The 24,541-nt window shown below is 50.6% G+C and carries 17 protein-coding genes, 2 tRNA genes and 1 other RNA gene; 9 read left to right on the top strand and 11 right to left on the bottom strand.

Annotation, left to right across the window (positions count from 1 at the left end):
- Positions 1–493: 493 nt before the first annotated feature.
- Positions 494–1,141, bottom strand: a complete 648-nt coding sequence (gene ychE / locus OGY71_RS03295) for an NAAT family transporter YchE (protein ID WP_003020714.1) — start codon at positions 1,139–1,141, stop codon at positions 494–496.
- A gap of 487 nt (positions 1,142–1,628) precedes the next feature.
- Between ychE and adhE the strand changes: the two genes are divergently transcribed.
- Positions 1,629–4,307 carry a bifunctional acetaldehyde-CoA/alcohol dehydrogenase gene (gene adhE, locus OGY71_RS03290; RefSeq protein WP_003833375.1) on the top strand — a complete coding sequence of 893 codons (2,679 nt, stop codon included), beginning with the start codon at positions 1,629–1,631 and terminating at the stop codon, positions 4,305–4,307.
- A gap of 242 nt (positions 4,308–4,549) precedes the next feature.
- Here adhE and tdk read toward each other — a convergent pair whose 3' ends face one another.
- A complete protein-coding gene (gene tdk / locus OGY71_RS03285; protein ID WP_008784954.1) occupies positions 4,550–5,167 on the bottom strand; it encodes a thymidine kinase in 618 nt (205 codons plus the stop codon).
- A 610-nt stretch (positions 5,168–5,777) separates the two neighbouring features.
- Here tdk and hns point away from each other — a divergent pair.
- Complete coding sequence (hns, locus tag OGY71_RS03280; protein ID WP_003020723.1) at positions 5,778–6,191, top strand: histone-like nucleoid-structuring protein H-NS; 414 nt, start codon at positions 5,778–5,780, stop codon at positions 6,189–6,191.
- A 136-nt stretch (positions 6,192–6,327) separates the two neighbouring features.
- Here hns and galU read toward each other — a convergent pair whose 3' ends face one another.
- The 3 genes from galU to rssA all read right to left on the bottom strand — a co-directional run bounded on the left by galU (position 6,328) and on the right by rssA (position 9,456).
- Positions 6,328–7,236: a UTP--glucose-1-phosphate uridylyltransferase GalU gene (gene galU, locus OGY71_RS03275; protein WP_003020727.1), complete on the bottom strand. Its 909-nt coding sequence runs from the start codon at positions 7,234–7,236 to the stop codon at positions 6,328–6,330.
- A 204-nt stretch (positions 7,237–7,440) separates the two neighbouring features.
- On the bottom strand, positions 7,441–8,454 hold the full coding sequence (rssB, locus tag OGY71_RS03270) for a two-component system response regulator RssB (protein WP_164562694.1): 1,014 nt from the start codon (positions 8,452–8,454) through the stop codon (positions 7,441–7,443).
- 90 nt (positions 8,455–8,544) lie between these two features.
- Positions 8,545–9,456 carry a patatin-like phospholipase RssA gene (gene rssA, locus OGY71_RS03265; protein ID WP_003833384.1) on the bottom strand — a complete coding sequence of 304 codons (912 nt, stop codon included), beginning with the start codon at positions 9,454–9,456 and terminating at the stop codon, positions 8,545–8,547.
- 111 nt (positions 9,457–9,567) lie between these two features.
- Here rssA and OGY71_RS03260 point away from each other — a divergent pair, with 111 nt between their 5' ends.
- From OGY71_RS03260 to OGY71_RS03240, 5 genes are all read left to right on the top strand, one after another.
- Entirely contained in the window at positions 9,568–10,023 is a 456-nt protein-coding gene (locus OGY71_RS03260) for a YchJ family protein (RefSeq protein WP_008784957.1), read from the top strand.
- A 55-nt stretch (positions 10,024–10,078) separates the two neighbouring features.
- Positions 10,079–10,921, top strand: a complete 843-nt coding sequence (gene purU, locus OGY71_RS03255; protein ID WP_003020737.1) for a formyltetrahydrofolate deformylase — start codon at positions 10,079–10,081, stop codon at positions 10,919–10,921.
- Positions 10,922–11,077: 156 nt separating this feature from the next.
- A tRNA-Tyr gene (locus OGY71_RS03250) sits at positions 11,078–11,162 on the top strand.
- A gap of 34 nt (positions 11,163–11,196) precedes the next feature.
- Positions 11,197–11,281: transfer RNA gene (locus OGY71_RS03245), tRNA-Tyr, on the top strand.
- A gap of 44 nt (positions 11,282–11,325) precedes the next feature.
- A non-coding RNA gene (locus OGY71_RS03240) (RtT sRNA) lies at positions 11,326–11,456 on the top strand.
- Between the two features lie 240 nt (positions 11,457–11,696).
- Here OGY71_RS03240 and narI read toward each other — a convergent pair.
- The 5 genes from narI to OGY71_RS03215 form a co-directional block, all read right to left on the bottom strand.
- A complete protein-coding gene (gene narI / locus OGY71_RS03235) occupies positions 11,697–12,374 on the bottom strand; it encodes a respiratory nitrate reductase subunit gamma (RefSeq protein ID WP_003833386.1) in 678 nt (225 codons plus the stop codon).
- Positions 12,374–13,084, bottom strand: coding sequence for a nitrate reductase molybdenum cofactor assembly chaperone (gene narJ / locus OGY71_RS03230; RefSeq protein ID WP_063940832.1), 711 nt, complete (start codon positions 13,082–13,084; stop codon positions 12,374–12,376). Before narJ ends, narI begins: the two co-directional genes overlap by 1 nt.
- The gene (gene narH / locus OGY71_RS03225; protein ID WP_286612836.1) at positions 13,081–14,619 is read right to left on the bottom strand and encodes a nitrate reductase subunit beta; all 1,539 of its coding nucleotides are present in this window, start codon (positions 14,617–14,619) and stop codon (positions 13,081–13,083) included. The genes narJ and narH overlap by 4 nt, the downstream gene beginning before the upstream one ends.
- The gene (locus tag OGY71_RS03220; protein ID WP_286612834.1) at positions 14,616–18,359 is read right to left on the bottom strand and encodes a nitrate reductase subunit alpha; all 3,744 of its coding nucleotides are present in this window, start codon (positions 18,357–18,359) and stop codon (positions 14,616–14,618) included. Before OGY71_RS03220 ends, narH begins: the two co-directional genes overlap by 4 nt.
- Before the next feature lie 515 nt (positions 18,360–18,874).
- On the bottom strand, positions 18,875–20,266 hold the full coding sequence (locus OGY71_RS03215) for a NarK family nitrate/nitrite MFS transporter (protein WP_003833390.1): 1,392 nt from the start codon (positions 20,264–20,266) through the stop codon (positions 18,875–18,877).
- A 340-nt stretch (positions 20,267–20,606) separates the two neighbouring features.
- Between OGY71_RS03215 and narX the strand changes: the two genes are divergently transcribed.
- Both narX and narL read left to right on the top strand, forming a co-directional pair.
- On the top strand, positions 20,607–22,403 hold the full coding sequence (narX, locus tag OGY71_RS03210) for a nitrate/nitrite two-component system sensor histidine kinase NarX (RefSeq protein ID WP_286612832.1): 1,797 nt from the start codon (positions 20,607–20,609) through the stop codon (positions 22,401–22,403).
- Positions 22,396–23,046 (top strand): two-component system response regulator NarL, encoded by a 651-nt coding sequence (gene narL / locus OGY71_RS03205; RefSeq protein WP_003833392.1) that lies wholly within the window; start codon positions 22,396–22,398, stop codon positions 23,044–23,046. The genes narX and narL overlap by 8 nt, the downstream gene beginning before the upstream one ends.
- Positions 23,047–23,067: 21 nt before the next feature.
- On the opposite strand, the gene OGY71_RS03200 is transcribed toward narL, so the two are convergent.
- Positions 23,068–24,453 carry a YchO/YchP family invasin gene (locus OGY71_RS03200; RefSeq protein WP_200921596.1) on the bottom strand — a complete coding sequence of 462 codons (1,386 nt, stop codon included), beginning with the start codon at positions 24,451–24,453 and terminating at the stop codon, positions 23,068–23,070.
- Positions 24,454–24,541: the final 88 nt, after the last annotated feature.

Raw genomic sequence — 24,541 nt, 5'->3', positions numbered from 1 at the left:
GTATCAAATGCGTTTCTTAACCGCCAATACATTTTACAAATTTGTTAACCAATTCTCTTTTATTGGAAATAAATCTCACTTAAAAAGTCTTACGAATGAAGATTCGTTACGGGAAATTCACAAAAATCAATACATTATGTCGACTATGGTGTTAACCATCCTGTCCGAAGTCAACGCCATGTCAAAATGCACATAAATTTAACAATTGGTTATTAATTAGCACATTCATCTGAAATTAAGGCTGAAATAACTAATAACATTTCGATAATCCTTCAGCAAGCCCCAGAGTATGATGTTAATAAAATAACAGCAGTATCGGTCTTCACCGGGCGCACTGAGACGTGTTATATCTTTAGAATCAATGACTAACAGGAGAGTTAATCATCAGCATTTTTTATTATTGCTCTGCTGATTTTCAACTTTAGTGAGAAGTTTTACTGATAATGAAATGAAACGGAGCCGGACACGACTCCGTTTGCACAGAAGAGAGGTTTCAGGCCAGCAAACCAGGGAAAATGGATTTGATGCCTGTAACGATAAATTCGATACCCAAAGCCATTAACAGCAGCCCCATAATACGCGTAATGACGTTGATACCGGTTTGGCCCAACAGGCGCACTAACCATGGTGCCATGCGGAACAGCCCCCAGCAGCACAGGGCAAACAACGCAATCGCTACAAAAAAGCCAAACAGGTTAATCGCGCTATGATATCGCGTACCCCAAACAATAGTTGAGCTTATCGCCCCCGGCCCCGCCATCAACGGCAATGCCAACGGCACAACGCCGATACTTTCACGAATTGCGGTTTCTGATTTTTCCTGTTTGTTTTGTTTATCTTCCCCTAGTTTTCCGCTAATCATTGACATCGCGATAGTCACAACCAGAATGCCGCCAGCGATCCTGAACGAGTCAATTGAGATGCCGAAGAGTTGCAGAATACCATCACCAAGAAACAGCGAAGTCCACAGGATGATTGCGACAGAAAGGTTTGCCGTGAGGTTGGTTTTGTTTCGTGCTGCGGCAGTTTGATAGCTGGTCATACTGATAAAGACGGGGATGATCCCTACCGGGTTGACCAACGCAAATAACCCAATGAAAAATTTAAAATAGACAGGAAAATCAAATAGCGTTTGGATCACGGTTAGCTCCGAAGCGTTAGCCGGATAAAATGAGTCATAAAAATTGATAAAATCCGCGCTGAAGATACGCCTTTTGTCAGCATACTTCACCTTCTATCTGCGTATATCAATGTAAATACGCTACCAATACTCAGTGTTATTAATATGTATTAAATATGCTAATGTTATTAGCATTCATCACGCCAATTTATTAACACTTAACGAGAAACGCTAAAAGGGGCTGCTGAAAGGTGTCAGCTTTGCGAATTTTTGATCCAGATCACGCAATTACTACTCAGAAGTGAGTAATCTTGCTTACGCCACCTGGAGGTAACGCGTTAGAGTTAACAGGCGCTAGCGTATAAGCTCTTTTAGTAAATCAAAGTAAAGTGGACGTTAATTAACCGTTTGATTTTCAAACCATTACACAAATTTTCGTCGGTCTGTCTATACTCTCGTATCGAGCAGATGATTTACTAAAAAAGTTTAACATTATCAGGAGAGCATCATGGCTGTTACTAATGTCGCTGAACTTAACGCACTTGTAGAGCGCGTAAAAAAAGCCCAGCGTGAATATGCCAGTTTCACTCAAGAACAGGTTGACAAAATCTTCCGTGCCGCCGCTCTGGCTGCCGCAGACGCTCGAATTCCTCTCGCGAAAATGGCCGTTGCCGAATCCGGCATGGGTATTGTCGAAGATAAAGTGATTAAAAACCACTTCGCTTCTGAATACATTTACAACGCTTACAAAGATGAAAAAACCTGTGGTGTGCTGTCTGAAGACGACACTTTTGGTACCATTACCATTGCTGAACCGATTGGTATCATCTGCGGTATCGTTCCAACCACTAACCCTACCTCTACTGCGATCTTCAAATCACTGATCAGCCTGAAGACCCGTAACGCCATCATCTTCTCTCCGCATCCGCGCGCAAAAGATGCAACTAACAAAGCAGCTGACATCGTTCTGCAAGCCGCTATCGCTGCTGGCGCACCGAAAGATCTGATCGGCTGGATCGATCAACCTTCCGTTGAACTGTCTAACGCGCTGATGCACCACCCGGACATCAACCTGATCCTTGCGACCGGTGGTCCAGGCATGGTTAAAGCGGCATACAGCTCCGGTAAACCGGCTATCGGCGTAGGCGCAGGTAACACCCCTGTTGTTATCGACGAAACCGCTGATATCAAACGTGCTGTTGCATCTGTTCTGATGTCTAAAACCTTCGATAACGGCGTAATCTGTGCTTCTGAGCAGTCTGTCGTCGTGGTTGACTCCGTATATGATGCAGTACGTGAGCGTTTTGCGACTCACGGCGGCTACATGCTGCAGGGCAAAGAGCTGAAAGCAGTCCAGGACGTTATCCTTAAAAATGGCGCGCTGAACGCAGCTATCGTTGGTCAGCCGGCATACAAGATTGCTGAACTGGCAGGCTTCTCCGTACCAGAAACCACTAAGATTCTGATCGGTGAAGTGAAGGTTGTTGACGAAAGCGAACCGTTTGCTCACGAGAAACTGTCTCCGACGCTGGCAATGTACCGTGCGAAGGACTTCGAAGACGCAGTCATCAAAGCTGAAAAACTGGTTGCGATGGGTGGTATCGGTCATACCTCTTGCCTGTACACTGACCAGGACAACCAGCCAGAGCGTGTTGCTTACTTCGGTCAGATGATGAAAACCGCACGTATTCTGATCAACACCCCGGCTTCTCAGGGTGGTATCGGTGACCTGTACAACTTCAAACTCGCACCTTCCCTGACTCTGGGTTGTGGTTCCTGGGGTGGTAACTCCATCTCTGAAAACGTTGGTCCTAAGCACCTGATCAACAAGAAAACCGTTGCTAAGCGAGCTGAAAACATGTTGTGGCACAAACTTCCGAAATCTATCTACTTCCGTCGTGGCTCTCTGCCAATCGCACTGGATGAAGTGATTACCGATGGTCACAAACGTGCGCTGATCGTGACCGACCGCTTCCTGTTCAACAACGGTTATGCAGACCAGATCACCTCCGTTCTGAAAGCTGCTGGCGTTGAAACCGAAGTGTTCTTTGAAGTTGAAGCTGACCCGACTCTGACCGTTGTTCGCAAAGGTGCTGAGCTGGCTAACTCCTTCAAACCAGACGTAATCATCGCACTGGGTGGTGGTTCCCCGATGGACGCCGCGAAAATCATGTGGGTTATGTACGAGCACCCGGAAACTCACTTCGAAGAACTGGCACTGCGCTTTATGGACATCCGTAAACGTATCTACAAGTTCCCTAAAATGGGCGTAAAAGCGAAGATGATTGCAGTTACCACCACTTCCGGTACCGGTTCTGAAGTGACTCCGTTTGCGGTCGTTACCGACGATGCAACTGGGCAGAAATACCCGCTGGCAGACTACGCGCTGACTCCGGATATGGCGATTGTTGACGCTAACCTGGTTATGGATATGCCGAAGTCACTGTGTGCGTTCGGTGGTCTGGATGCCGTCACTCACGCTCTGGAAGCTTACGTTTCAGTACTGGCTTCTGAGTTCTCTGATGGTCAGGCTCTGCAAGCGCTGAAATTGCTGAAAGAAAACCTGCCAGCGTCTTACCATGAAGGTTCTAAGAACCCGGTAGCGCGTGAGCGTGTACACAGTGCAGCAACTATCGCCGGTATCGCGTTTGCTAACGCCTTCCTGGGTGTATGTCACTCAATGGCGCACAAACTGGGTTCTCAGTTCCACATTCCTCACGGTCTGGCGAACGCCCTGCTGATCAGCAACGTTATTCGTTATAACGCGAACGACAACCCGACTAAACAGACAGCATTCAGCCAGTACGACCGTCCGCAGGCACGCCGTCGCTACGCTGAAATCGCAGACCATCTGGGTCTGAGCGCACCGGGCGACCGTACTGCCGCGAAAATCCAGAAACTGCTGGGCTGGCTGGAAGAAATCAAAGCTGAATTGGGTATTCCTAAGTCTATCCGTGAAGCTGGCGTTCAGGAAGCTGACTTCCTGGCACACGTGGACAAACTGTCTGAAGATGCGTTTGACGACCAGTGTACTGGTGCTAACCCACGTTACCCGCTGATTTCTGAACTGAAACAGATCCTGCTGGATACCTACTACGGTCGTGAGTATAGCGAAGGTCAGACCGCCGCTAAGACTGAAGCAGTAGCTGCACCGAAAGCAGAAAAGAAAGCGAAGAAATCCGCTTAATTTGCTCAGATAAGTTTTAGTTTCATCATAAACGGTCCCAATTGAATTGGGGCCGTTTTTTTTCGTCTTGTGTTATGAAAATCGGGGAATACACAATTTAACCATGTGAATAGAATGGCAGTGTAAGAGATGTATTCAGGAAGATGTGAGACTAGCCGTCAGAAGAGAGTCTGACAGGGTAGAGAACATTGACGAAGGTTCCGGCCTACCCTGTGTTTATAAGCGCTCAGAAGCGTACAGGGTTAATCGTGGCTGTGTCGTTCTTGTATCGCAGTCAGAGAGCCCTCAGACTGCGCTTGTTTGTAGTGTTTACGACATACCGACACATAGCGTTCATTCCCGCCGATAACCACCTGCTCGCCCTCGTTATAAGGTCTTCCAGCCTGATCAAGGCGTAATACCATGCTGGCCTTACGGCCACAGAAACAAATGGTCTTTAATTCAACCAGTTTATCTGACCACGCAAGCAGGTATTCGCTGCCACCAAATAACTCACCACGAAAATCAGTGCGTAAGCCGTAACACAAAACAGGAATATCCAGTTGATCGACAACTTCAGATAATTCATAAACCTGTTGTCGGGTCAGAAACTGAGACTCATCGACCAGTACACAGTGAATTCTTTGCTGCGCATTCTCGGCGCGAATCTCTTCGAACAATGATGAATTTTGGTTAAACAATTTTGCAGGTGACGACAGACCTATACGTGAACTTACTTTTCCAGCACCAAAACGGTCATCAATTTCCGCTGTATATACAACGGCACGCATCCCACGTTCCTGATAATTGTACGAAGATTGCAACAATGCAGTCGACTTACCTGCGTTCATTGCAGAATAGTAAAAATATAGTTGTGCCATTGACCGAAGGCCCTCACCCGGGGAAATAAATATGGGCTGGATTGTATCATATTTCACGAACATGTCGGTGTAGCGTTGGCCGCAAAGGCGTATAAATGAGCGGGCAAGCTCGCACAGTGCCACCTGAATTTAAGTAACGGGTAGTGAGAGAGCATACAACCATCGACCAAACAGCCTGAGCTCGGACGCGTATATACACACTCTTTCACAAATAGTGCTCATGAAATTTATCAATGTCACTTATCATCATACGGCAATAAAGAACCCCTTCCCATATTGTTATTGAATCTACCTACTGTCGCCATGTATTAGCGAATTCACGTAAGCAAAACTAATACAAAAGGTTGAAATCACTGCAAAGAGATACTATTTGTACACCATAAAATGTGACCTGAATCTTGAATTTTTACTCTCAGCCGCTGAGAAGCCCCCTCGCCAATAAGCCTTTTTTATGCCCAACATCATGGGGAATTTAAGACAGGAGAATTAATTCTGATACTAAATAAAGCGCAATTTTGAATTCCTTACATTCCTGGCTATTGCACAACTGAATTTATCGCTCTATTATTAGCTCAACAAACCACCCCAATATAAGTTTGAGATTACTACAATGAGCGAAGCACTTAAAATTCTGAACAACATCCGTACTCTTCGTGCGCAGGCAAGAGAATGCACTCTGGAAACGCTTGAAGAAATGCTGGAAAAATTAGAAGTTGTAGTTAGCGAGCGTCGCGAAGAAGAAAGCGCTGCTGCTGCTGAAGTTGAAGAACGTACTCGTAAACTGCAACAATATCGTGAAATGCTGATCGCTGACGGCATTGATCCGAACGAATTGCTGAATAGCATGGCTGCTGTTAAATCTGGCACCAAAGCTAAGCGCGCTGCACGTCCGGCTAAATATAGCTATGTTGACGAAAACGGTGAAACTAAAACCTGGACTGGCCAGGGTCGTACACCGGCAGTGATCAAAAAAGCGATGGAAGAACAAGGTAAACAACTGGACGATTTCCTGATCAAGGAATAATTCAGAAATAGTTTGTTTAAAATCCCGCCACTGGCGGGATTTTTTTTACCGGTACTTCGCTCAAACCTACCCGGATTAGGTATAAAAAAACGGCGCTGTTAATACAGCGCCGTTCTGACTAGATAATACCAGAAGGTTACTTCTTAATACCCATCTCGTCTTCCAGCCAGGCTTTAAATTCGGCGCCGAGAGTATTATGGCGAATACCATATTCAACGAACGCCTGCATATAGCCCAGTTTATTACCACAGTCGTGGCTTTTGCCCTTCATGTGATAAGCTTCAACCGTCTCTTTTTCAATCAGCATATCGATAGCATCTGTCAGCTGAATTTCATCACCCGCTCCCGGAGGGGTTTTAGCCAGCAGAGGCCAGATATCGGCACTAAGAACGTAACGACCCACAACGGCCAGATTAGAAGGCGCAACATCAGCTTTTGGTTTTTCAACCACACCAACCATCGGGACGCTTTCGCCCGGGGATAATTCAACGCCTTTACAATCCACAACGCCATAAGCCGTAACATCTTCTACCGGTTCAACCATAATCTGGCTGCTACCTGTTTCATCAAAACGATGAATCATTTCGGCAAGGTTGTCGCGGGATAAATCAGATTCGTATTCGTCAAGAATTACGTCCGGCAGGATGACAGCTACCGGTTCATCGCCAACCACAGGGTGCGCGCACAATACCGCGTGGCCCAGACCTTTAGCCAGCCCCTGACGCACCTGCATAATAGTCACATGTGGCGGACAAATAGATTGCACTTCTTCCAGAAGCTGACGTTTTACACGTTTTTCCAGCATCGCTTCAAGTTCAAAACTGGTGTCGAAGTGGTTTTCAATGGAATTTTTAGACGAGTGAGTTACAAGTACAATTTCAGTGATGCCCGCAGCAATACATTCGTTTACGACGTACTGAATTAATGGCTTATCAACCAACGGTAGCATCTCTTTCGGGATTGCTTTCGTAGCCGGTAACATCCTGGTTCCTAATCCCGCAACTGGGATAACGGCTTTTTTGACTTTTGAATTAAGGGCAGCCATTTAAAACTCTCCTGGACTGTTCATGTATTGAACGTGTTCATCATTCTGTATCGCATCCGAGTATATCAGTACAGCGACAAGCTTCTGGTCTGAAAAGGACGCGCGTCGGTATAATTAAGATAAATACGAATAAATCTGGCGCTGATAGTAGCACTCACAACATGGGGAGGGTGAACCAATTTCATTTGCACGCCTCTCAATTGTTCATTCCGCAGACAACATCAAGCGCAGGCGACCTCCCGCCCCCCAAATCTGGCATTGCCATGACTCACAATGTTGGCTCAGCTGATTAAGATACGTATTACCTAAGGTACCCAGCGGAACGCCATTGCTGATTTGCACTTGGTGGGAACCGGTATTTAATGTCGCATTCAGCCCTGCTGATACCAGAATTAGATTTTTTAATCCGCTGTGGTAATACCCTACCAGCAAGGGAAACTGCCCTGGTAAATTGGCTTGCCGCAACAAATGATTTACCTGTTTCAATAACGTACCTAGCTCTGGCAACCGTTGATTTTGTTGTGTCAGTTGCTCCTGCAGTAAACCATTAAATAGCGCTCGCAGTAATAATGCAGCCAGCACGCCATTATCCCCTGCCCGCGTCACATCAAGGCAATAGAATGCAAGGTCATGATCCGACAGCGGCGCAATATCCAACACCAGCCCCGGTTGGTCGGCTGCCACCAATTGTCGATAGTTAATGCGACAGTGCGAGAGCACTTGCGACACTGGAGGCTGTAATTCTTTTAGCAACTTCGCAGCAGCAGTAGGATCGTCCACCATCGCATCCCAGTCGCGAAACAGCCGTTCTTCTTCTTCCACGCGTGAATTAAACATGTTGGGATAAAGACAGGCAAAGACGGTTTCTCGCAAGCGATTAAGGTCTTTCACCGGCTTCAACAGGACATCATCCACACCGAGTCGTAGCGCTTTGGCTATGTCGGACATGTTTTCCGTCGCAGAAATCACCAGTATCGGGGTCTGATCGCCACGATTGCGTAAATACTCAACCAGTTTGAGACCGTTCATTCTTGGCATAGCCAGGTCGCAGATCATCAGGTCGGGTTTAAAATGCCCAAGCAAGTCCAGTGCTTCAAGTCCGTCACCAGCTACCGCCGTTGTCGCTCCCAAAGAGGAAAACCATGAGTCCATGAGTGAGCGAAATACCGGCTCATCCTCAACGATAAGAATCTGTTTTCCGACCAATGGCTGCGTCATATTCTCCCCCCTGACTGGCTTTAATAAATAGTGGCATGCTATTGCCACTCACGCCTGTCAGAATTAGCTTAAGTGTTGATAAAAAATGCGTTAGACGTTGGTTTTCACCAGGGGTAGAAGCTCATCCATTTTCTTCTCGACCGCTAACTGCCCGGCAGCAATTGCCGCACTGGCGCGGTGAAAATCCAGCGTGGATATTTGTGGACAAAACGGCTGAATCAGAATGTCTGGAGGGTCACCGGCCATGCGGTTACGTTTCAGTCGGTTTTCCAGAACCTGAATAGACGTCGTCATAATCTCCATCGCCGTGGGCGCAGTTACTGCACGCCTGGCCGTAATGTTGCTCAAGCGTTCTTTCAGACGGGCATGCCATGAGAGTTCGTCACCATCATCACCCGATTCGGCATCGCTATTGACGTTGAAGGAGAGTAAATCTTGTTGCATGAGATGCGCATCGTGTTGCAGGTCGACCGCAATAACAATATCGGCCCCCAACGCGCGAGTCAGGGAGACAGGGACAGGATTCACCACCGCACCATCGACCAGCCAGTAACCATTGTGCGCCACAGGTGACATCAGGCCAGGAATACTGCAGGAGGCCCGGACAGCCAGATGTAAATCACCTTCGGTGAACCAAAGTTCCCGACCCGTACTCAGATTGGTGGCCACTGTTGCGAAACGGCGAGTACATTGCTCAATTGCTTCTACCGGCATCACATTACGGTACTGATTGAATACCCGTTCACCGCGCAGTAAACCTCCCCTGCGCCACGAGAGATCCATCAACCGTAAAACATCCCAATAGCTGAAAGAACAGACCCACTTTTCGAGAGCAGGCAGCTTATTGCAGGCGTAGGCAGCGCCAACCAACGAACCGATGGAGCACCCTGCCACGATATCAACATCAATGCCCATATGCTTAAGGGCTTTAATAACGCCAATATGCGACCAACCTCGCGCCGCGCCGGAACCTAGCGCCAGCCCAATTTTTATTTTTCTCATTATACGTACAAACTTCCCCTGGCTTGCAGACGTAGCAACATCGCTACCGCTCAGTTAACATAGTGCCACTCTGGCGTTTTTACGCCGTTTTTATATTCCAGGGAGTACTTTGTGTCTCAGCTTTGTCCCTGTGGTAGCGCTGTCGAGTATAGCCTATGTTGCTACCGTTATGTGTCCGGCGCGCAAGTAGCACCTACGCCGTCACACCTCATGCGTTCTCGTTACTGTGCTTTTGTGATGAAAGACGCAGATTACCTTATCAGGACCTGGCATCCGGATTGCCATGCGGCCGAGTTTCGCGACGACATTATCGCAGGATTTACTCATACCGAATGGCTTGGACTGACCGTTTTTGAACAAGAGACGGCAGACACAGAAAATATCGGCTATGTCAGTTTTGTCGCACGGTTTTCTGAACAAGGTAAAACAGGTGCAATTATCGAGCGCTCTCGTTTTTTAAAAGAAAACGGTCAGTGGTACTATATAGACGGTACACGCCCTCAAATTGGACGAAACGATACCTGCCCTTGTGGCTCAGGTAAAAAATTTAAAAAGTGCTGCGGCTAATCAACGCTCGACAGTATCAATTTTGCAAACATTCTCAACAGGATCATCGCTGCAAATGCATTCATTACAACGAAAAGTGCTGCGTACTATTTGCCCGGACCAAAAAGGTCTGATCGCGCGCATTACGAATATCTGTTACAAGCATGAACTGAACATCGTGCAGAACAATGAGTTTGTGGACCACCGTACCGGACGCTTTTTTATGCGCACCGAACTGGAGGGCATTTTTAACGACGTCACGCTGCTTGCCGATCTGGACAGCGCCTTACCTGAAGGCTCGATTCGTGAATTAACCCCAGCAGGCCGACGCCGCATCGTCATTTTGGTCACCAAGGAAGCGCATTGCCTGGGCGATTTATTAATGAAGGCCAATTATGGCGGGCTGGATGTTGAAATCGCCGCGGTGATCGGCAATCACGAGACCTTGCGTCCTCTGGTTGAACGGTTTGATATTCCGTTTGAGCTGGTGAGCCATGAAGGTTTAACACGTGACGAACATGATCAGAAAATGGCTGATGCTATCGACGCCCACCAGCCGGACTATGTCGTGCTGGCCAAATACATGCGCGTTCTGACCCCGACATTTGTTTCACGCTTTCCGAATAAAATTATCAATATTCACCATTCATTCCTGCCAGCATTCATTGGTGCTCGTCCGTACCATCAAGCTTATGAGCGTGGCGTGAAGATCATCGGCGCGACGGCCCACTACGTGAATGATAACCTCGATGAAGGCCCAATCATTATGCAGGACGTGATCCATGTTGATCACACCTATACTGCCGAAGATATGATGCGCGCGGGTCGCGACGTTGAAAAAAATGTATTAAGCCGTGCGCTGTATCAGGTTCTGGCTCAACGCGTCTTTGTTTACGGTAACCGAACGATTATTCTGTAATCGATTGATAAGTTAATTGGTTACCTTTACATCTTTACGTGTAAAAATCAGGCAACCAGTTCTTTTTTATCAACGGAATGCTTTACAGGGGCGCATCATTTGATATGATGCGCCCCGCTTCCAACGGAAGCAGGCCAGTAATTAGCATTACCCCGTGGTGGGGTTCCCGAGCGGCCAAAGGGAGCAGACTGTAAATCTGCCGTCATCGACTTCGAAGGTTCGAATCCTTCCCCCACCACCATCTTCTAGCACTGCCTACAATTTGAATTACCCCTGGTGGGGTTCCCGAGCGGCCAAAGGGAGCAGACTGTAAATCTGCCGTCATCGACTTCGAAGGTTCGAATCCTTCCCCCACCACCATCACTTCATAAAGCACCAACAGCAAATCAATCTCTAATGCCCCATATTCTGCCCATGCGGGAAGGATGAGAAGCTTCGACTAAGGTTCGATTCGAGCGTAGCGAGAAAGCGTTGCCGCAGGCAACGACCCGAAGGGCGAAGCGCACTGCGCTGAGTAATCCTTCCCCCACCACCATCACTTCATAAAGCAACACACTCAATTCCTCTGCAATGCCCTTTATTTGCCTGATGCGCTATGCTTATCAGGCCTACAAACTCGATACGTGCCCGCTATTTGTCTGCTGCGCTACGCTTATCAGGCCTACAGCACTCGCTGATACCTTCGTAGGTCGGATAAGGCGCTTGCGCCGCCATCCGGCAAACAGGCATAAAAAAACCCCGCCGAAGCAGGGTTTTGTCATTCTCAAATATACGATTAGTGACGCGCGCGAACAATCTGGTATTTGCGTGTCAGATATTCGACCGGGACGCTCCAGATGTGTACCAGACGCGAGAATGGGAACAACAGGAACAGCGTCATACCCAGCACCAGGTGCATACGGAAAATGAACGCAACACCATCCAGATATTGAGACGCTCCGCCCTGGAAGGTCACCACTGTCTGCGCCCAGTTCACCAGCTTCATCATCTCACTACCGTCCATATGCTGGGCGGAGAACGGAATGGTCAGCAGGCCCAGCGCACACTGGATCACCAGCAGTGAGAGGATCAGAATATCCGCTCCGGTGGTGGTGGCCCGCACGCGTGGGCTGAACAGACGACGTTTCAGCAGCAGTACGCCACCAATCAGACACATCAGGCCACTGGCACCGCCCGCAAACATTGCCATCTTTTGTTTCACTTCAAGCGGTAGCCAGGCTTCATACATCCAGTGCGGCGTCAACATGCCAAGGAAGTGCCCTGCAAAGATACCCAGGATCCCGATGTGAAACAGGTTTGACGCCAGATTCATCCCTTTGCGATCCAGCATCTGACTGGAAGCCGCACGCCATGTATATTGCCCATAGTCATAACGCAGCCAGCTGCCGATTAGAAAGACAGAACCCGCGATGTACGGATAGATGTCAAAGAAGAACGTATTCAGGAAGTGCATTATTGCTGTCCTCCGGTGGTGATATTCAGATACTGCGGCGCAACGGCCCCGGCAAAACGACGCTGGTGAGCGGAGATTTCCGACTCGCCACACCCCTGATCGGCGAAGAATTTCACCTGCTCTTCTTCCCAGACCGCATCCAGCGCTTGTGGAGTATCGTCACGGGCTTCATCCGCAATTTTTTCAGCCACTTTATCGCTGTCGATAACGGTATTCGCCAGTTTTAACAGCAGATCGAACAGCACCGCATAACGGCTTTCACGCTGTTGCAAACGAGCGCTGAGCAGCGCCAGAATCGGCGCAATATCCTGTAAGCCACCTAGCGCTTCGCTTTTCGGCAGTTGCGCAAGGTATTCCAGATACAGCGGCAGATGATCGGGAAGTTCGCGGCTGTCGAGCTGCAAACCGTGCTGCTCATACTGTGCCATCAGGTCAACCATAGCCTGACCGCGATCGCGGGATTCACCGTGAACATGTTCAAACAGCAGCAGCGATGTCGCGCGGCCACGGTCAAACAGTTCGCTGTAGGCGGCCTGCACATCCAGCATGTCCTGCGCGGTTAGATCGCGCAGGAAAACGCCCAGAGCCTGGGCATCCTCTTTATCCAGGTTCTCAGATGACGCGAGTGCATCGAAAAGTTCCTGCTGATGCTGCCACAAGGCAGCATCCGGGTACTCGAGCAGACGCGAAACAATGACGAGTTCAATCATTGGTGCGGCTCCGTTTTGCTGGTCACATCGACAGCGTCGATGCGGCGGCTGTTGAACAGATTGAATTTAGTATCAGAACCGTGGCAACCGTCGCCGAAGGTAAAGCCACAACCGCTTTTCTCCGGGAACGCGTCACGCGCCAGTTCACGATGGCTGCTCGGTACCACGAAACGATCTTCGTAGTTCGCGATTGCCAGGTAACGATACATTTCCTGTGCCTGTGCTTCGCTTAAGCCCACCTCTTCCAGCGCACGGGTATCAACTTTGCCGTCAACAGTTTCCGCACGTTTGTAGTGACGCATTGCCAGCATACGTTTCAGCGCCAACAGTACAGGTTGGGTGTCACCTGCGGTCAGCAGGTTCGCCAGGTACTGAACCGGAATACGCAGGCTGTCAATATCCGGCAGAATACCGTTGCTGCCCAGCTCGCCCGCATCAGCAGCTGACTGAATCGGTGACAATGGCGGCACGTACCAGACCATCGGCAGTGTGCGGTATTCCGGATGCAGCGGCAGCGCCAGCTTCCAGTCCATCGCCATTTTGTAAACCGGAGACTGCTGTGCGGCATCAATGACGCTCAGCGGAATACCATCTTTCAGCGCCTGTTCAATAACAGCCGGATCGTTCGGATCGAGGAACACGTCCAGTTGACGCTGGTACAGATCTTTCTCGTGCTCGGTGCTTGCTGCACTTTCGATCGCATCTGCGTCATACAGCAGTACGCCGAGGTAACGGATACGACCTACACAGGTTTCGGAGCAAACGGTCGGCTGACCGGCTTCGATACGCGGGTAGCAGAAGATGCACTTCTCAGATTTCCCGCTCTTCCAGTTGAAGTAGATCTTCTTGTACGGGCAGCCGGTGATACACATACGCCAGCCGCGGCACTTGTCCTGGTCGATCAGCACGATGCCATCTTCTTCACGCTTGTAGATAGCGCCGCTCGGACAGGTCGCCACACACGCCGGATTAAGGCAGTGCTCACACAGACGCGGCAGGTACATCATGAAGGTGTTTTCGAACTGACCGTACATCGCCTTCTGCATGTTTTCGAAGTTCTGGTCTTTGGCGCGTTTTTCAAACTCACCGCCCAGAATTTCTTCCCAGTTCGGACCGCTGGTGATTTTATCCATTCGCTGACCGGTGATCAGCGAGCGTGGACGAGCAATTGGCTGTGCTTTGCTGTCTGCCGGGGCGTTATGCAACGTCTGGTAGTCAAAATCAAACGGCTCGTAGTAATCATCCATGCCCGGCAGATGCGGGTTAGCAAAGATTTTACCCAACAGCAGCGCTTTGTTACCCATGCGCGGCTGCAGTTTGCCGTTGATTTTACGGATCCAACCGCCCTTCCATTTTTCCTGGTTTTCCCAGTCGTTCGGGAAGCCAACGCCAGGCTTACTTTCGACGTTGTTGAACCAGGCATACTCCATACCTTCACGGCTGGTCCAGACGTTTTTACAGGTCACTGAACAGGTGTGGCAGCCGATGCACTTATCGAGATTCAGCACCATGCCGACTTGTGAACGAATTTTCATTTTACGCTCTCCTGTACCTGGTCATTGCCTTCGCCATCCAACCAGTTAATGTTCTTCATCTTACGTACAACTACGAACTCATCACGGTTTGAACCGACGGTACCGTAGTAGTTAAAGCCGTAGGCCAGCTGCGCATAGCCGCCGATCATATGGGTCGGTTTCGGCGTAATACGGGTCACCGAGTTGTGGATCCCACCACGCTGCTGGGTGATTTCTGAACCCGGCAGGTTAACGATACGTTCCTGCGCGTGGTACATCATGGTCATCCCGGCCGGTACACGCTGGCTGACAACTGCACGTGCCGTCAGCGCACCGTTGCTGTTGAAGACTTCGATCCAGTCGTTATCTTCGATTCCCAGATCCTTCGCATCGACTTCGCTCATCCACACAATCGGGCCACCGCGTGACAGCGTCAGCATCAGCAAGTTGTCGCTGTAAGTGGAGTGGATACCCCATTTCTGGTGCGGCGTCAGGAAGTTGAGCGCTTTTTCCGGGTTACCGTTAGATTTCTCGCCGATCACCGCTTTCACCGAACGGGTGTCGATTGGCGGACGGTAAACCAGCAGGCTTTCACCAAAGTCACGCATCCACTGATGATCCTGATACAACTGCTGGCGACCAGACAGCGTACGCCATGGGATCAGCTCGTGAACGTTGGTATAGCCGGCGTTATAAGACACGTGTTCATCTTCCAGTCCTGACCAGGTCGGGCTGGAGATAATTTTGCGCGGCTGCGCCTGAATATCGCGGAAGCGAATTTTTTCGTCTTCTTTATTCAGCGCCAGATGCGTATGGTCACGACCGGTAAATTCACTCAGCGCAGCCCAGGCTTTAACGGCTACCTGACCGTTAGTTTCCGGCGCCAGCGTCAGGATCATCTCGGCTGCATCAATTGCGGTATCCAGCATCGGCTGGCCTTTTGCCGGACCTTCAGCCTTGGTGTAATTGAGCTTACGCAGCAGATCCATTTCGCTCTGGGTATTCCAAGCAATCCCTTTACCGCCGTTACCGATTTTTTCCATCAGCGGGCCGATGGAGGTGAAACGCTCGTAGGTTGCTGGATAATCACGCTCAACGGTCATGATGTGCGGTGCGGTAACACCAGGAATCAGGTCACATTCACCTTTTTTCCAGTCCTTCACGTCCAGCGGTTGTGCCAGTTCTGCGGCAGAGTCGTGCTGAATTGGCAGCGTAACGACGTCGGTTTCTTTACCGAGATGACCCACGCAAACTTCAGAGAATTTCTTGGCGATGGCTTTGTAGATTTCCCAGTCGCTCTTTGATTCCCAGGCCGGGTCAACGGCCGCAGACAGAGGATGAATAAACGGATGCATGTCCGAGGTATTCATATCGTCTTTTTCATACCAGGTTGCGGTCGGCAGCACGATGTCGGAATACAGACAGGTGCTCGACAGACGGAAGTCCAGCGTGACAACCAGATCCAGTTTGCCGTCCAGGCCGTTATCCTGCCATTCCACTTCTTCAGGCTTCACGCCGCTCTGCTGGCCGAGATCTTTGCCCTGAATACCATGTTCAGTACCCAGCAGATACTTGAGCATGTACTCGTGGCCTTTACCGGAAGAACCGAGCAGGTTAGAACGCCAGATAAACAGGTTACGCGGATGGTTTTTACCGTTTTCCGGCTGCTCTGCCGCAAAGCGAATTGAACCTTCTTTCAGGGATTTAACGGTGTAATCTACCGGCGTCATGCCTGCTTTCTGCGCTTCTTCGGCGAGACGCAGCGGGTTAGTCCCTAACTGCGGCGCAGATGGCAACCAGCCCATACGTTCAGCGCGAACGTTAAAATCAATCAAATGACCGCTGTAGCGGGATTTGTCTGCCATCGGGGAAAGCAGTTCCTGCGCAGTAACCGTCTCATAGCGCCATTGGCTGGAGTGGTTATAGAAGTAGGAAGTGCTGTTCATATGACGAGGCGGACGCTGCCAGTCAAGAGCAAACGCCAGCGGCTGCCAGCCGGTTTGCGGACGCAGTTTTTCCTGGCCGACATAGTGGGCCCAACCGCCGCCGCTCTGACCGATACAACCGCAGAACACCAGCATATTGATCAAGCCACGATAGTTCATATCGAGGTGGTACCAGTGGTTCAGGCCCGCACCGACGATGATCATCGAACGACCGTGTGTTTTATCGGCGTTATCCGCAAATTCACGGGCAATGCGCACGATCTGAGAGCGAGATACGCCAGTGATTTTTTCTGCCCATGCCGGCGTGTACGCTTTCACGTCATCGTAGCTGGTCGCGCAGTTTTCGTCGTTCAGACCACGTTCCAGGCCATAGTTAGCCATGGTCAGGTCGTAAACGGTGGTCACCAGCGCGGTAGAGCCATCGGCCAACTGCAGGCGTTTAACCGGCAGTTTGTGCAACAGAATATTTTCCAGCTCTACTTTACTGAAGTGCTCGGTGCCTTCGCCGCCAAAGTACGGGAAGCCCACTTCAGCGATATCGTCTTGGCTACCCAGCAGGCTGAGCTGCAGTTCAGTTTCATCACCGGACGTACCGTCGCGTTGCTCAAGGTTCCATTTGCCCTTTTCGCCCCAACGGAAGCCAATTGAACCGTTTGGCGCAACCATTTCGCCGTTGCTGTTGATAGCGACGGTTTTCCATTCTGGGTTATTTTCCTGGCCCAGAGAGTCGACCAGATCCGCCGCACGCAGCATACGACCAGCAGCATAGTAGCCGTCACGCTCTTCGAGCATCACCAGCATTGGCATGTCGGTATAACGACGAACATAGTCGGTGAAGTACTGGCTCGGGTTATCGAGGTGGAACTCGCGCAGCATGACATGGCCCATCGCCATTGCCATCGCCGCATCGGTTCCCTGCTTCGGTGCCAGCCACAGGTCGCAAAGTTTGGCAATTTCTGCGTAGTCCGGAGTAATAGCTACCGTTTTGGTGCCTTTATAGCGAACTTCAGTAAAGAAGTGTGCATCCGGAGTACGGGTCTGCGGTACGTTAGAGCCCCATGCAAGAATGTAGCTGGAGTTATACCAGTCGGCAGATTCCGGTACGTCGGTTTGCTCGCCCCAGGTTTGCGGGGAAGCCGGCGGCAGGTCACAGTACCAGTCGTAGAAGCTCAGGCAGGTACCGCCAATCAGCGACATATAGCGTGCGCCGGAAGCATAAGAAACCATCGACATCGCTGGGATCGGAGAGAAGCCTGCAACTCGGTCAGGGCCATAGGTTTTGATAGTGTAAACGTTAGATGCAGCAATCAGTTCATTCACTTCCTGCCAGGAAGAACGAACAAACCCACCACGACCGCGCGCTTGTTTGAAGCTTTTTGCTTTGTCGGCGTCTTCGATGATGGATGCCCATGCGTCTACCGGATCGCTGTGCAGTCTTTTTGCTTCACGCCACATCTTCATCAGACGTTTGCGCATCAGCGGGTATTTCAGACGGTTAGCGCTGTAGAGATACCAGGAATAGCTTGCACCACGTGGGCAGCCGCGAGGCTCGTGGTTAGGCATATCTGGACGCGTGCGTGGGTAGTCAGTTTGCTGGGTCTCCCAGGTCACCAGACCATTTTTCACATAGATTTTCCAGCTGCATGAGCCCGTGCAGTTTACCCCGTGGGTTGAACGCACGATTTTGTCATGCTGCCAACGCTGGCGGTATCCGTCCTCCCAGTCCCTGTTGGTATTGAGAAGCTGGCCATGCCCATCGGCAAAGGTTTCGCCCTTCTGTTTGAAGTAGCGAAACCGGTCCAGGAATTTACTCATCGGTTTTCTCCTGTAGGAGCCTGACGGCTCTCTGATAAATCGACATTGCTTGATTGAGAGCGAAGGTAACGCTCTGAAAGGGCGTGAGAATTGATAACGATCAAGGCATGCAGGGATGAAAAATGAAGGTTGGTTTTTACATACCCCCAAAGTGGGATATTGTTTTTTAACGTAATATTTTGAATTTAAAGGATTTTAAATAATTCACTTATCATACAAATGTTAAATTCTTTATAAGTGGGTATTAAGGGGTATCCCCCCTGCTTAGCATATTGCGAGTACCGTTCTCACAGGCTGTTGTCATTTCACAATACCTAAGTATGTTGTAACTAATTACAGATAAAAAAAAGCGCGGTCTAACACCGCGCAATGGATAATCAACCTACACGTCATCATTCAAACGGCTTCTGCGTTGGCTGAGCTTGTTCTCCCCAGTCACATACTTCAGTAAGCTCCAGGGGAATCCTCACTTGCCGCCTTGATGCAGTTCGAATGATTTTGTGTATACAGCTTTTTTACTTTTTAGAATGACGTCCGTACACCGCCCAGGTGATGACCACACAAGCGACATAGAAGATCAGAAATACTTTCATCGCATCGACCGGCGAACCGGTTAACGCCAGAGACGTACCAAATGCTTTCGGGATAAAGAAGCCGCCAATCGCACCAATGGCTGAGATAAAGCCCAACGCTGCCGCAGTGTCTGTTGCTGCTTCGCGCATTGCTTTCTCTTCTGAACCGCCTTCAGCTTTCACTCTGTCCATCGTCAGCTTGCGGAAGATAACGGAGATCATCTGGAAGGTTGAACCACTCCCCAGACCAGCCGTCAGGAACAATGCCAGGAACACCGCGAAGAAGGCGATAAAGTTGCCGCCAACGCCGTTTGATGGCAGCGTCAGGAACAGTAAGGCACTGAAAATTGCCATCAGCACGAAGTTCACCAGCGTTACACGGGTTCCGCCCAGACGGTCAGAGATTGCGCCGCCCGCTGAACGAGCCAGCGCGCCAATCAACGGTCCAAAGAAGGCGTAATGCAGGATCTGTACCTCAGGAAACTGCGTTTTTGACAACATGGCAAAACCGGCAGAGAAACCGATGAATGAACCGAAGGTTGCCAGATACAGCAGGCTCATAATCCACAGATGCCCACGTTTCAGCACCGGCAATTGCTCTTTCAGCGACGCTTTTGAGGTTGCCAGTTCATTCATACCAAACCATGCAGCCAGCGTTAACACCGCAAGGAACGGTACCCAAATCCATGCGGCGTTTGCCAGATACAGCTGCGTACCATCCGGTTGTTCAACCCCGTGGCTACCAAATGCGGCAAAGATTGACAGTGAAACCACCAGCGGCGCAACCAACTGCATCACGCTGACGCCCATGTTGCCCAGGCCACCGTTCAGACCCAGCGCACCACCCTGTTTCTGTTTTGGAAAGAAGAAACTGATGTTTGCCATGCTGGACGCAAAGTTCGCACCGGCGAAACCGCACAACAGAGAGATAATAATAAAGGTACTAAACGGCGTGGAAGTATCCTGCACCGCAAAACCTAACCATACGCAAGGAATGATCAGGATACCGGTGCTAAACGCTGTCCAGCGACGTCCACCAAACAGGGGAACCATAAAGGAGTACGGAACACGCAGCAGCGCGCCGGACACAGAAGGTAATGCCGTCAGCATGAACAGCTGTTCAGTGGTGAAATCAAATCCGACTTTCGGTAAGTTCACCGCCACGGCGCTAAATAACATCCACACGCAAAACGCCAGCAGCAAGCAAGGGACGGAAATCCACAGGTTACGGCTGGCGATTCGTTGACCACGCTGCTGCCAGAAGGCGGGATCTTCCGGCCGCCATTCGGTAATTACAGCTCCAGATGCCCTTTCCGGGGCAGATGAGTGACTCATAGACACCTCTGATACTTGTTTCGATGCCTGCAACATTAGGGTTTACAGCTGGAGGTAAGTTGATATAAATCAAAGGAAAAGGTGTCATTATTCATGCCTAAAATTTATCATTACCCTAAATGAGTACATAACTTCGGTAAAAAAGATGTGGTTTTTCACGCTTCTGTCGCCCCCTACTCCCCCTCGGCCAGGATCTCTCCCTCCACTGGCAATTAAGAGGTAGCCCGTTTGAGGTATGGGTATACTCCAGTGTATCGCCGAGAATAACGCCACTGCCTGCAGCAGAATCGTCATTCAATAAGGTTTTCTGTTCGACGAAAACCCGAAGGAACAAGTCACCATGTTTAAACGTTGTCTCTCCCCGCTTACGCTGGTCAACCAGGTGGCGCTGATTGTTTTATTGTCCACAGCCATCGGCGTGGCGGGTATGGCTGTCTCCGGCTGGCTGGTTCAGGGCGTTCAGGGTAGCGCCCATGCAATCAACAAAGCGGGATCGCTGCGCATGCAGAGTTATCGCCTGCTGGCAGCCGTACCGCTGGACGCTAGCGATCAACCGCTTCTGGATGAAATGGAGAAAACGGCGTTTAGCCCGGAGTTGACGCGTGCCGCAAAGCGAGACGGACAACAGGCGCAGTTAAAAGCACTACAGGATTACTGGCACACTGAACTGGCGCCGGGGCTTGCGCATGCGCAAACGCCTGATGCGGTAACGCAGGATGTGACGCGCTTTGTAGGCGGTCTGGATAAGCTGGTTACCGCCTTTGACCATACCACTGAATTACGCATTGAACGCGTCGTCCTGCTGCATCGCCTGATGGCCATATTTATGGCATTGCTGTTGGTGTTCACCATTATCTGGCTGCGCGTGCGCCTGTTAGAGCCGTGGAAACAGCTGCTGGCGATGGCGCGAGCCGTCAGCCAACGTGATTTTACCCAACGCGCGCGTATCAGCGGGCGTAATGAGATGGCCGCTCTGGGCTCGGCACTGAATAATATGTCGGAAGAACTGGCCGAAAGTTACGCCGTGCTGGAACAGCGGGTACAGGAGAAAACGGCGGGTCTGGAGCACAAAAATCAGATCCTTTCTTTTCTGTGGCAAGCCAACCGCCGCCTGCACTCTCAGGTGCCGTTGTGCGAACGCCTCTCTCCGGTACTGAATGGTCTGCAAAATTTGACCTTGCTGCATGATATTGAACTCCGGGTTTACGACCTGGAAGATGAAGACAATCATCAGGAATTTACCTGTCAGTCCAATGCCAGCTGTGATGAGAAAGGTTGCCATCTTTGTCCTCGCGGAACGCTGCCCGCGATTGACGGCGGAATCACATTGAAATGGCGGCTGACCGACGCGCATACCCAGTATGGTATTCTGCTCGCCACCTTGCCGAACGGACGCCATCTCAGCCACGATCAGCAGCAACTGGTTGATACCCTGGTTGAGCAACTGACCGCAACGCTCGCGCTCGACAGACATCAGGAGCGTCAGCAGCAGTTGATCGTGATGGAAGAGCGTGCCACCATTGCACGCGAACTTCATGATTCTATTGCACAATCGCTCTCTTGTATGAAGATGCAGGTTAGCTGTTTGCAGATGCAGGGCGATGCGCTTTCAGATAACTGTCGCGAGTTGCTCAGCCAGATTCGTAACGAGCTGAATGCTTCGTGGGCACAACTGCGTGAGCTGTTAACCACCTTCCGTTTACAGCTCACAGAACCTGGATTACGGCCGGCGCTGGAAGCCAGCTGTCAGGAGTACAGCGCCCGTTTTGGATTTACGGTTAAGCTGGATTATCAGCTACCGCCACGCCTGGTCCCTTCGCATCAGGCGATTCACCTGCTACAAATTGCGCGCGAAGCCCTGAGTAATGCACTTAAACACTCTCAGGCCAATGAAGTGGTCGTGACGGTGGTGCAAAATGGCAAGCAGGTCAAACTAACAGTGCAAGATAACGGCTGCGGCGTACCGGAAAACGCCGAACGCAGTAACCACTACGGCATGATTATAATGCGCGACCGTGCGCAGAGCTTGCGCGGCGATTGCCGCGTACGCCGTCGCGAGACGGGCGGTACTGAAGTTGCTGTCACTTTTATTCCCGAAACAAACTTCACAGAAGTCCAAGGAGATACCCATGAGTAATCTGGAACCGGCAACCATCCTGTTGATCGACGATCATCCGATGCTGCGAACCGGTGTAAAACAGCTTGTCAGCATGGCGCCCGATATTACCGTTGTCGGCGAAGCCAGCAATGGTGAGCAGGGTATCGAGCTGGCTGAATCCCTTGATCCCGATCTAATCCTGCTTGATCTCAACATGCCCGGCATGAACGGCCTGGAAACTCTCGATAAGCTGCGTGAAAAGTCACTGTCGGGCCGTATCGTTGTGTTTAGCGTATCCAATCATGAAGAAGACGTAGTTACCGCACTGAAACGCGGTGCTGACGGTTATCTGCTGAAAGATATGGAGCCTGAAGATTTACTCAAAGCCTTACAGCAGTCAGCGGCCGGTGAAATGGTGCTGAGTGAAGCCTTAACACCGGTTCTGGCCGCCAGCCTGCGTGCTAATCGTGCAACGTCGGACCGTGATGTCACCCAACTGACACCGCGTGAGCGCGACATTCTCAAGCTCATTGCCCAGGGGCTGCCGAACAAGATGATCGCCCGTCGTCTGGACATCACTGAAAGTACGGTAAAAGTCCATGTGAAGCATATGTTGAAGAAAATGAAGCTCAAATCACGCGTCGAAGCCGCGGTATGGGTACATCAGGAACGCATTTTCTGATAACGCGTTGATGCTTCATTGCTAACGAGGATCATTTTCCGAAACGGTAATAAACGGTTCGGTCAGTGATAGCGTGATCTCATTGGAAGAGACACGCTGACCCTGCTCATCTTCTACCACCACAGACAACCGCCAGCGGTTTGTCGCGCCTTCGCTGCTGTCCCACTTCGGCATAATAATCGTCCAACCTTGCACGTTTCGGTTATCGCTACCCGCCGTTAAACTCAACGCCTGGGTATCACCCTGCCAGGTTAAATGGCGGATCCCATGCAAACTACGCACCTGCAGCTTCAGCGCCACCGACTCACCAGACTTGAGATCCCAGGGCGGCGTGGCCAAAAATACCGACAATGTTTTACGCTGACGATATTCCAGCGTCGGCAGATTGTTACGCTGCGGATCGTCATAACGACTGCCGCGCAGCGATCGGCTATTTGCCACCTCGCTGACCATCAGTTGTTTTTTTAGCGGTACGCCAAATCGGTAATTCAGCGTTAAGCCGAGGTTATTCTGGCTGATTCCGCTTTCGCCCTGCTTATGTTGTGCCGTCACGGTAATCAACGGCACCGGCGTATAGCTCAATCCCAGATTCACCGCCACAGGATTGTGGTACCCGGTTCCGGAATGAAACAGATCCACCCGGTCGCCAAAATACTGTTCCACGCTGACGCTGGTATTGAGGTGTTGATAGAACGGCATGCGCATTTGCGCAGTCAGGTCGTAGCCGCGGGCCATCCGTTGTTCCTGGGTTGCGGAACGCTCCTGCCAGGAGGACAACGGTTGGTAATAGTTAGCGGATAAGCGCAAGTATTCGCCCCACGCCTCGGCGCCAAGGCCTCCCCGGGGCAGATTTTCATCCAACAGGTTGTCATAAAAGGTGTTGTAACCCAGAAACCAGCCGTCGCGTACCCAGCGCTGCCCAATCCCCGCATTGCTGACTAAACCTTCGTCCTGTTGCGTCAGCCCCAACTGGCTCCAGGTAAGATAACGTGGATTGTCCTGCCATGGGATAAACCAGCTTCCCCGACTTCCGGTAAAGCTGCCTTCGTTATCCACCTGCAATCCAACGCTGGCGTTTCCCCAGGGAGAGAGCCAGGATTCCAGTTGCTGATTAACCTGTTCGCTGACCGTGTCACGCACCTGACCAAATGCGAACTGCTTCGCCTGTTCACCCGTATCAAGCCCGTTATCGGTCATGCTGGCTTCACCAAACGCTTTGACCATTTCAGCAAAGTGCTTTTCGCCTGCCCGCGACTCCGGCGCCAGACCGAGATCGGGTAAACCATCACTATTGTTATCGAAAGGGTTTTCGGCCTGGTAAATAAAAGATGTCCGTGCGCTGGCAATACCGCCTGCCAATGGCAAGAGTAGGAGAAGAGAAAATCTGCAGCAAACAAAACGGCTCAAATCGTTACTGGCTTTTATATCATTGAATTTGGGGACCACAGCGTAAATCCTACCTGTCCGACGTCCCCTTTGCAGCTTTTTCTCAAAT

Source organism: Citrobacter sp. Cpo109, from assembly GCF_030332565.1.
In the GTDB taxonomy this organism is placed as follows: domain Bacteria; phylum Pseudomonadota; class Gammaproteobacteria; order Enterobacterales; family Enterobacteriaceae; genus Citrobacter; species Citrobacter portucalensis.
Note: the sequence above shows the minus strand (reverse complement) of the source record. Positions and strands in the feature narration are given on the sequence as shown.

Excerpts from the sequence above, each read along its gene's own strand:
- adhE (WP_003833375.1), top strand. The coding sequence starts at position 1,629 with ATGGCTGTTACTAATGTCGCTGAACTTAACGCACTTGTAGAGCGCGTA.
- rssB (WP_164562694.1), bottom strand. The coding sequence starts at position 8,454 with ATGACGCAGCCATTGGTCGGAAAACAGATTCTTATCGTTGAGGATGAG.
- purU (WP_003020737.1), top strand. The coding sequence starts at position 10,079 with ATGCATTCATTACAACGAAAAGTGCTGCGTACTATTTGCCCGGACCAA.
- OGY71_RS03215 (WP_003833390.1), bottom strand. The coding sequence starts at position 20,266 with ATGAGTCACTCATCTGCCCCGGAAAGGGCATCTGGAGCTGTAATTACC.
- rssA (WP_003833384.1), bottom strand. The coding sequence starts at position 9,456 with ATGAGAAAAATAAAAATTGGGCTGGCGCTAGGTTCCGGCGCGGCGCGA.
- OGY71_RS03220 (WP_286612834.1), bottom strand. The coding sequence starts at position 18,359 with ATGAGTAAATTCCTGGACCGGTTTCGCTACTTCAAACAGAAGGGCGAA.
- narH (WP_286612836.1), bottom strand. The coding sequence starts at position 14,619 with ATGAAAATTCGTTCACAAGTCGGCATGGTGCTGAATCTCGATAAGTGC.
- narJ (WP_063940832.1), bottom strand. The coding sequence starts at position 13,084 with ATGATTGAACTCGTCATTGTTTCGCGTCTGCTCGAGTACCCGGATGCT.
- hns (WP_003020723.1), top strand. The coding sequence starts at position 5,778 with ATGAGCGAAGCACTTAAAATTCTGAACAACATCCGTACTCTTCGTGCG.
- tdk (WP_008784954.1), bottom strand. The coding sequence starts at position 5,167 with ATGGCACAACTATATTTTTACTATTCTGCAATGAACGCAGGTAAGTCG.
- narI (WP_003833386.1), bottom strand. The coding sequence starts at position 12,374 with ATGCACTTCCTGAATACGTTCTTCTTTGACATCTATCCGTACATCGCG.
- galU (WP_003020727.1), bottom strand. The coding sequence starts at position 7,236 with ATGGCTGCCCTTAATTCAAAAGTCAAAAAAGCCGTTATCCCAGTTGCG.
- narL (WP_003833392.1), top strand. The coding sequence starts at position 22,396 with ATGAGTAATCTGGAACCGGCAACCATCCTGTTGATCGACGATCATCCG.
- narX (WP_286612832.1), top strand. The coding sequence starts at position 20,607 with ATGTTTAAACGTTGTCTCTCCCCGCTTACGCTGGTCAACCAGGTGGCG.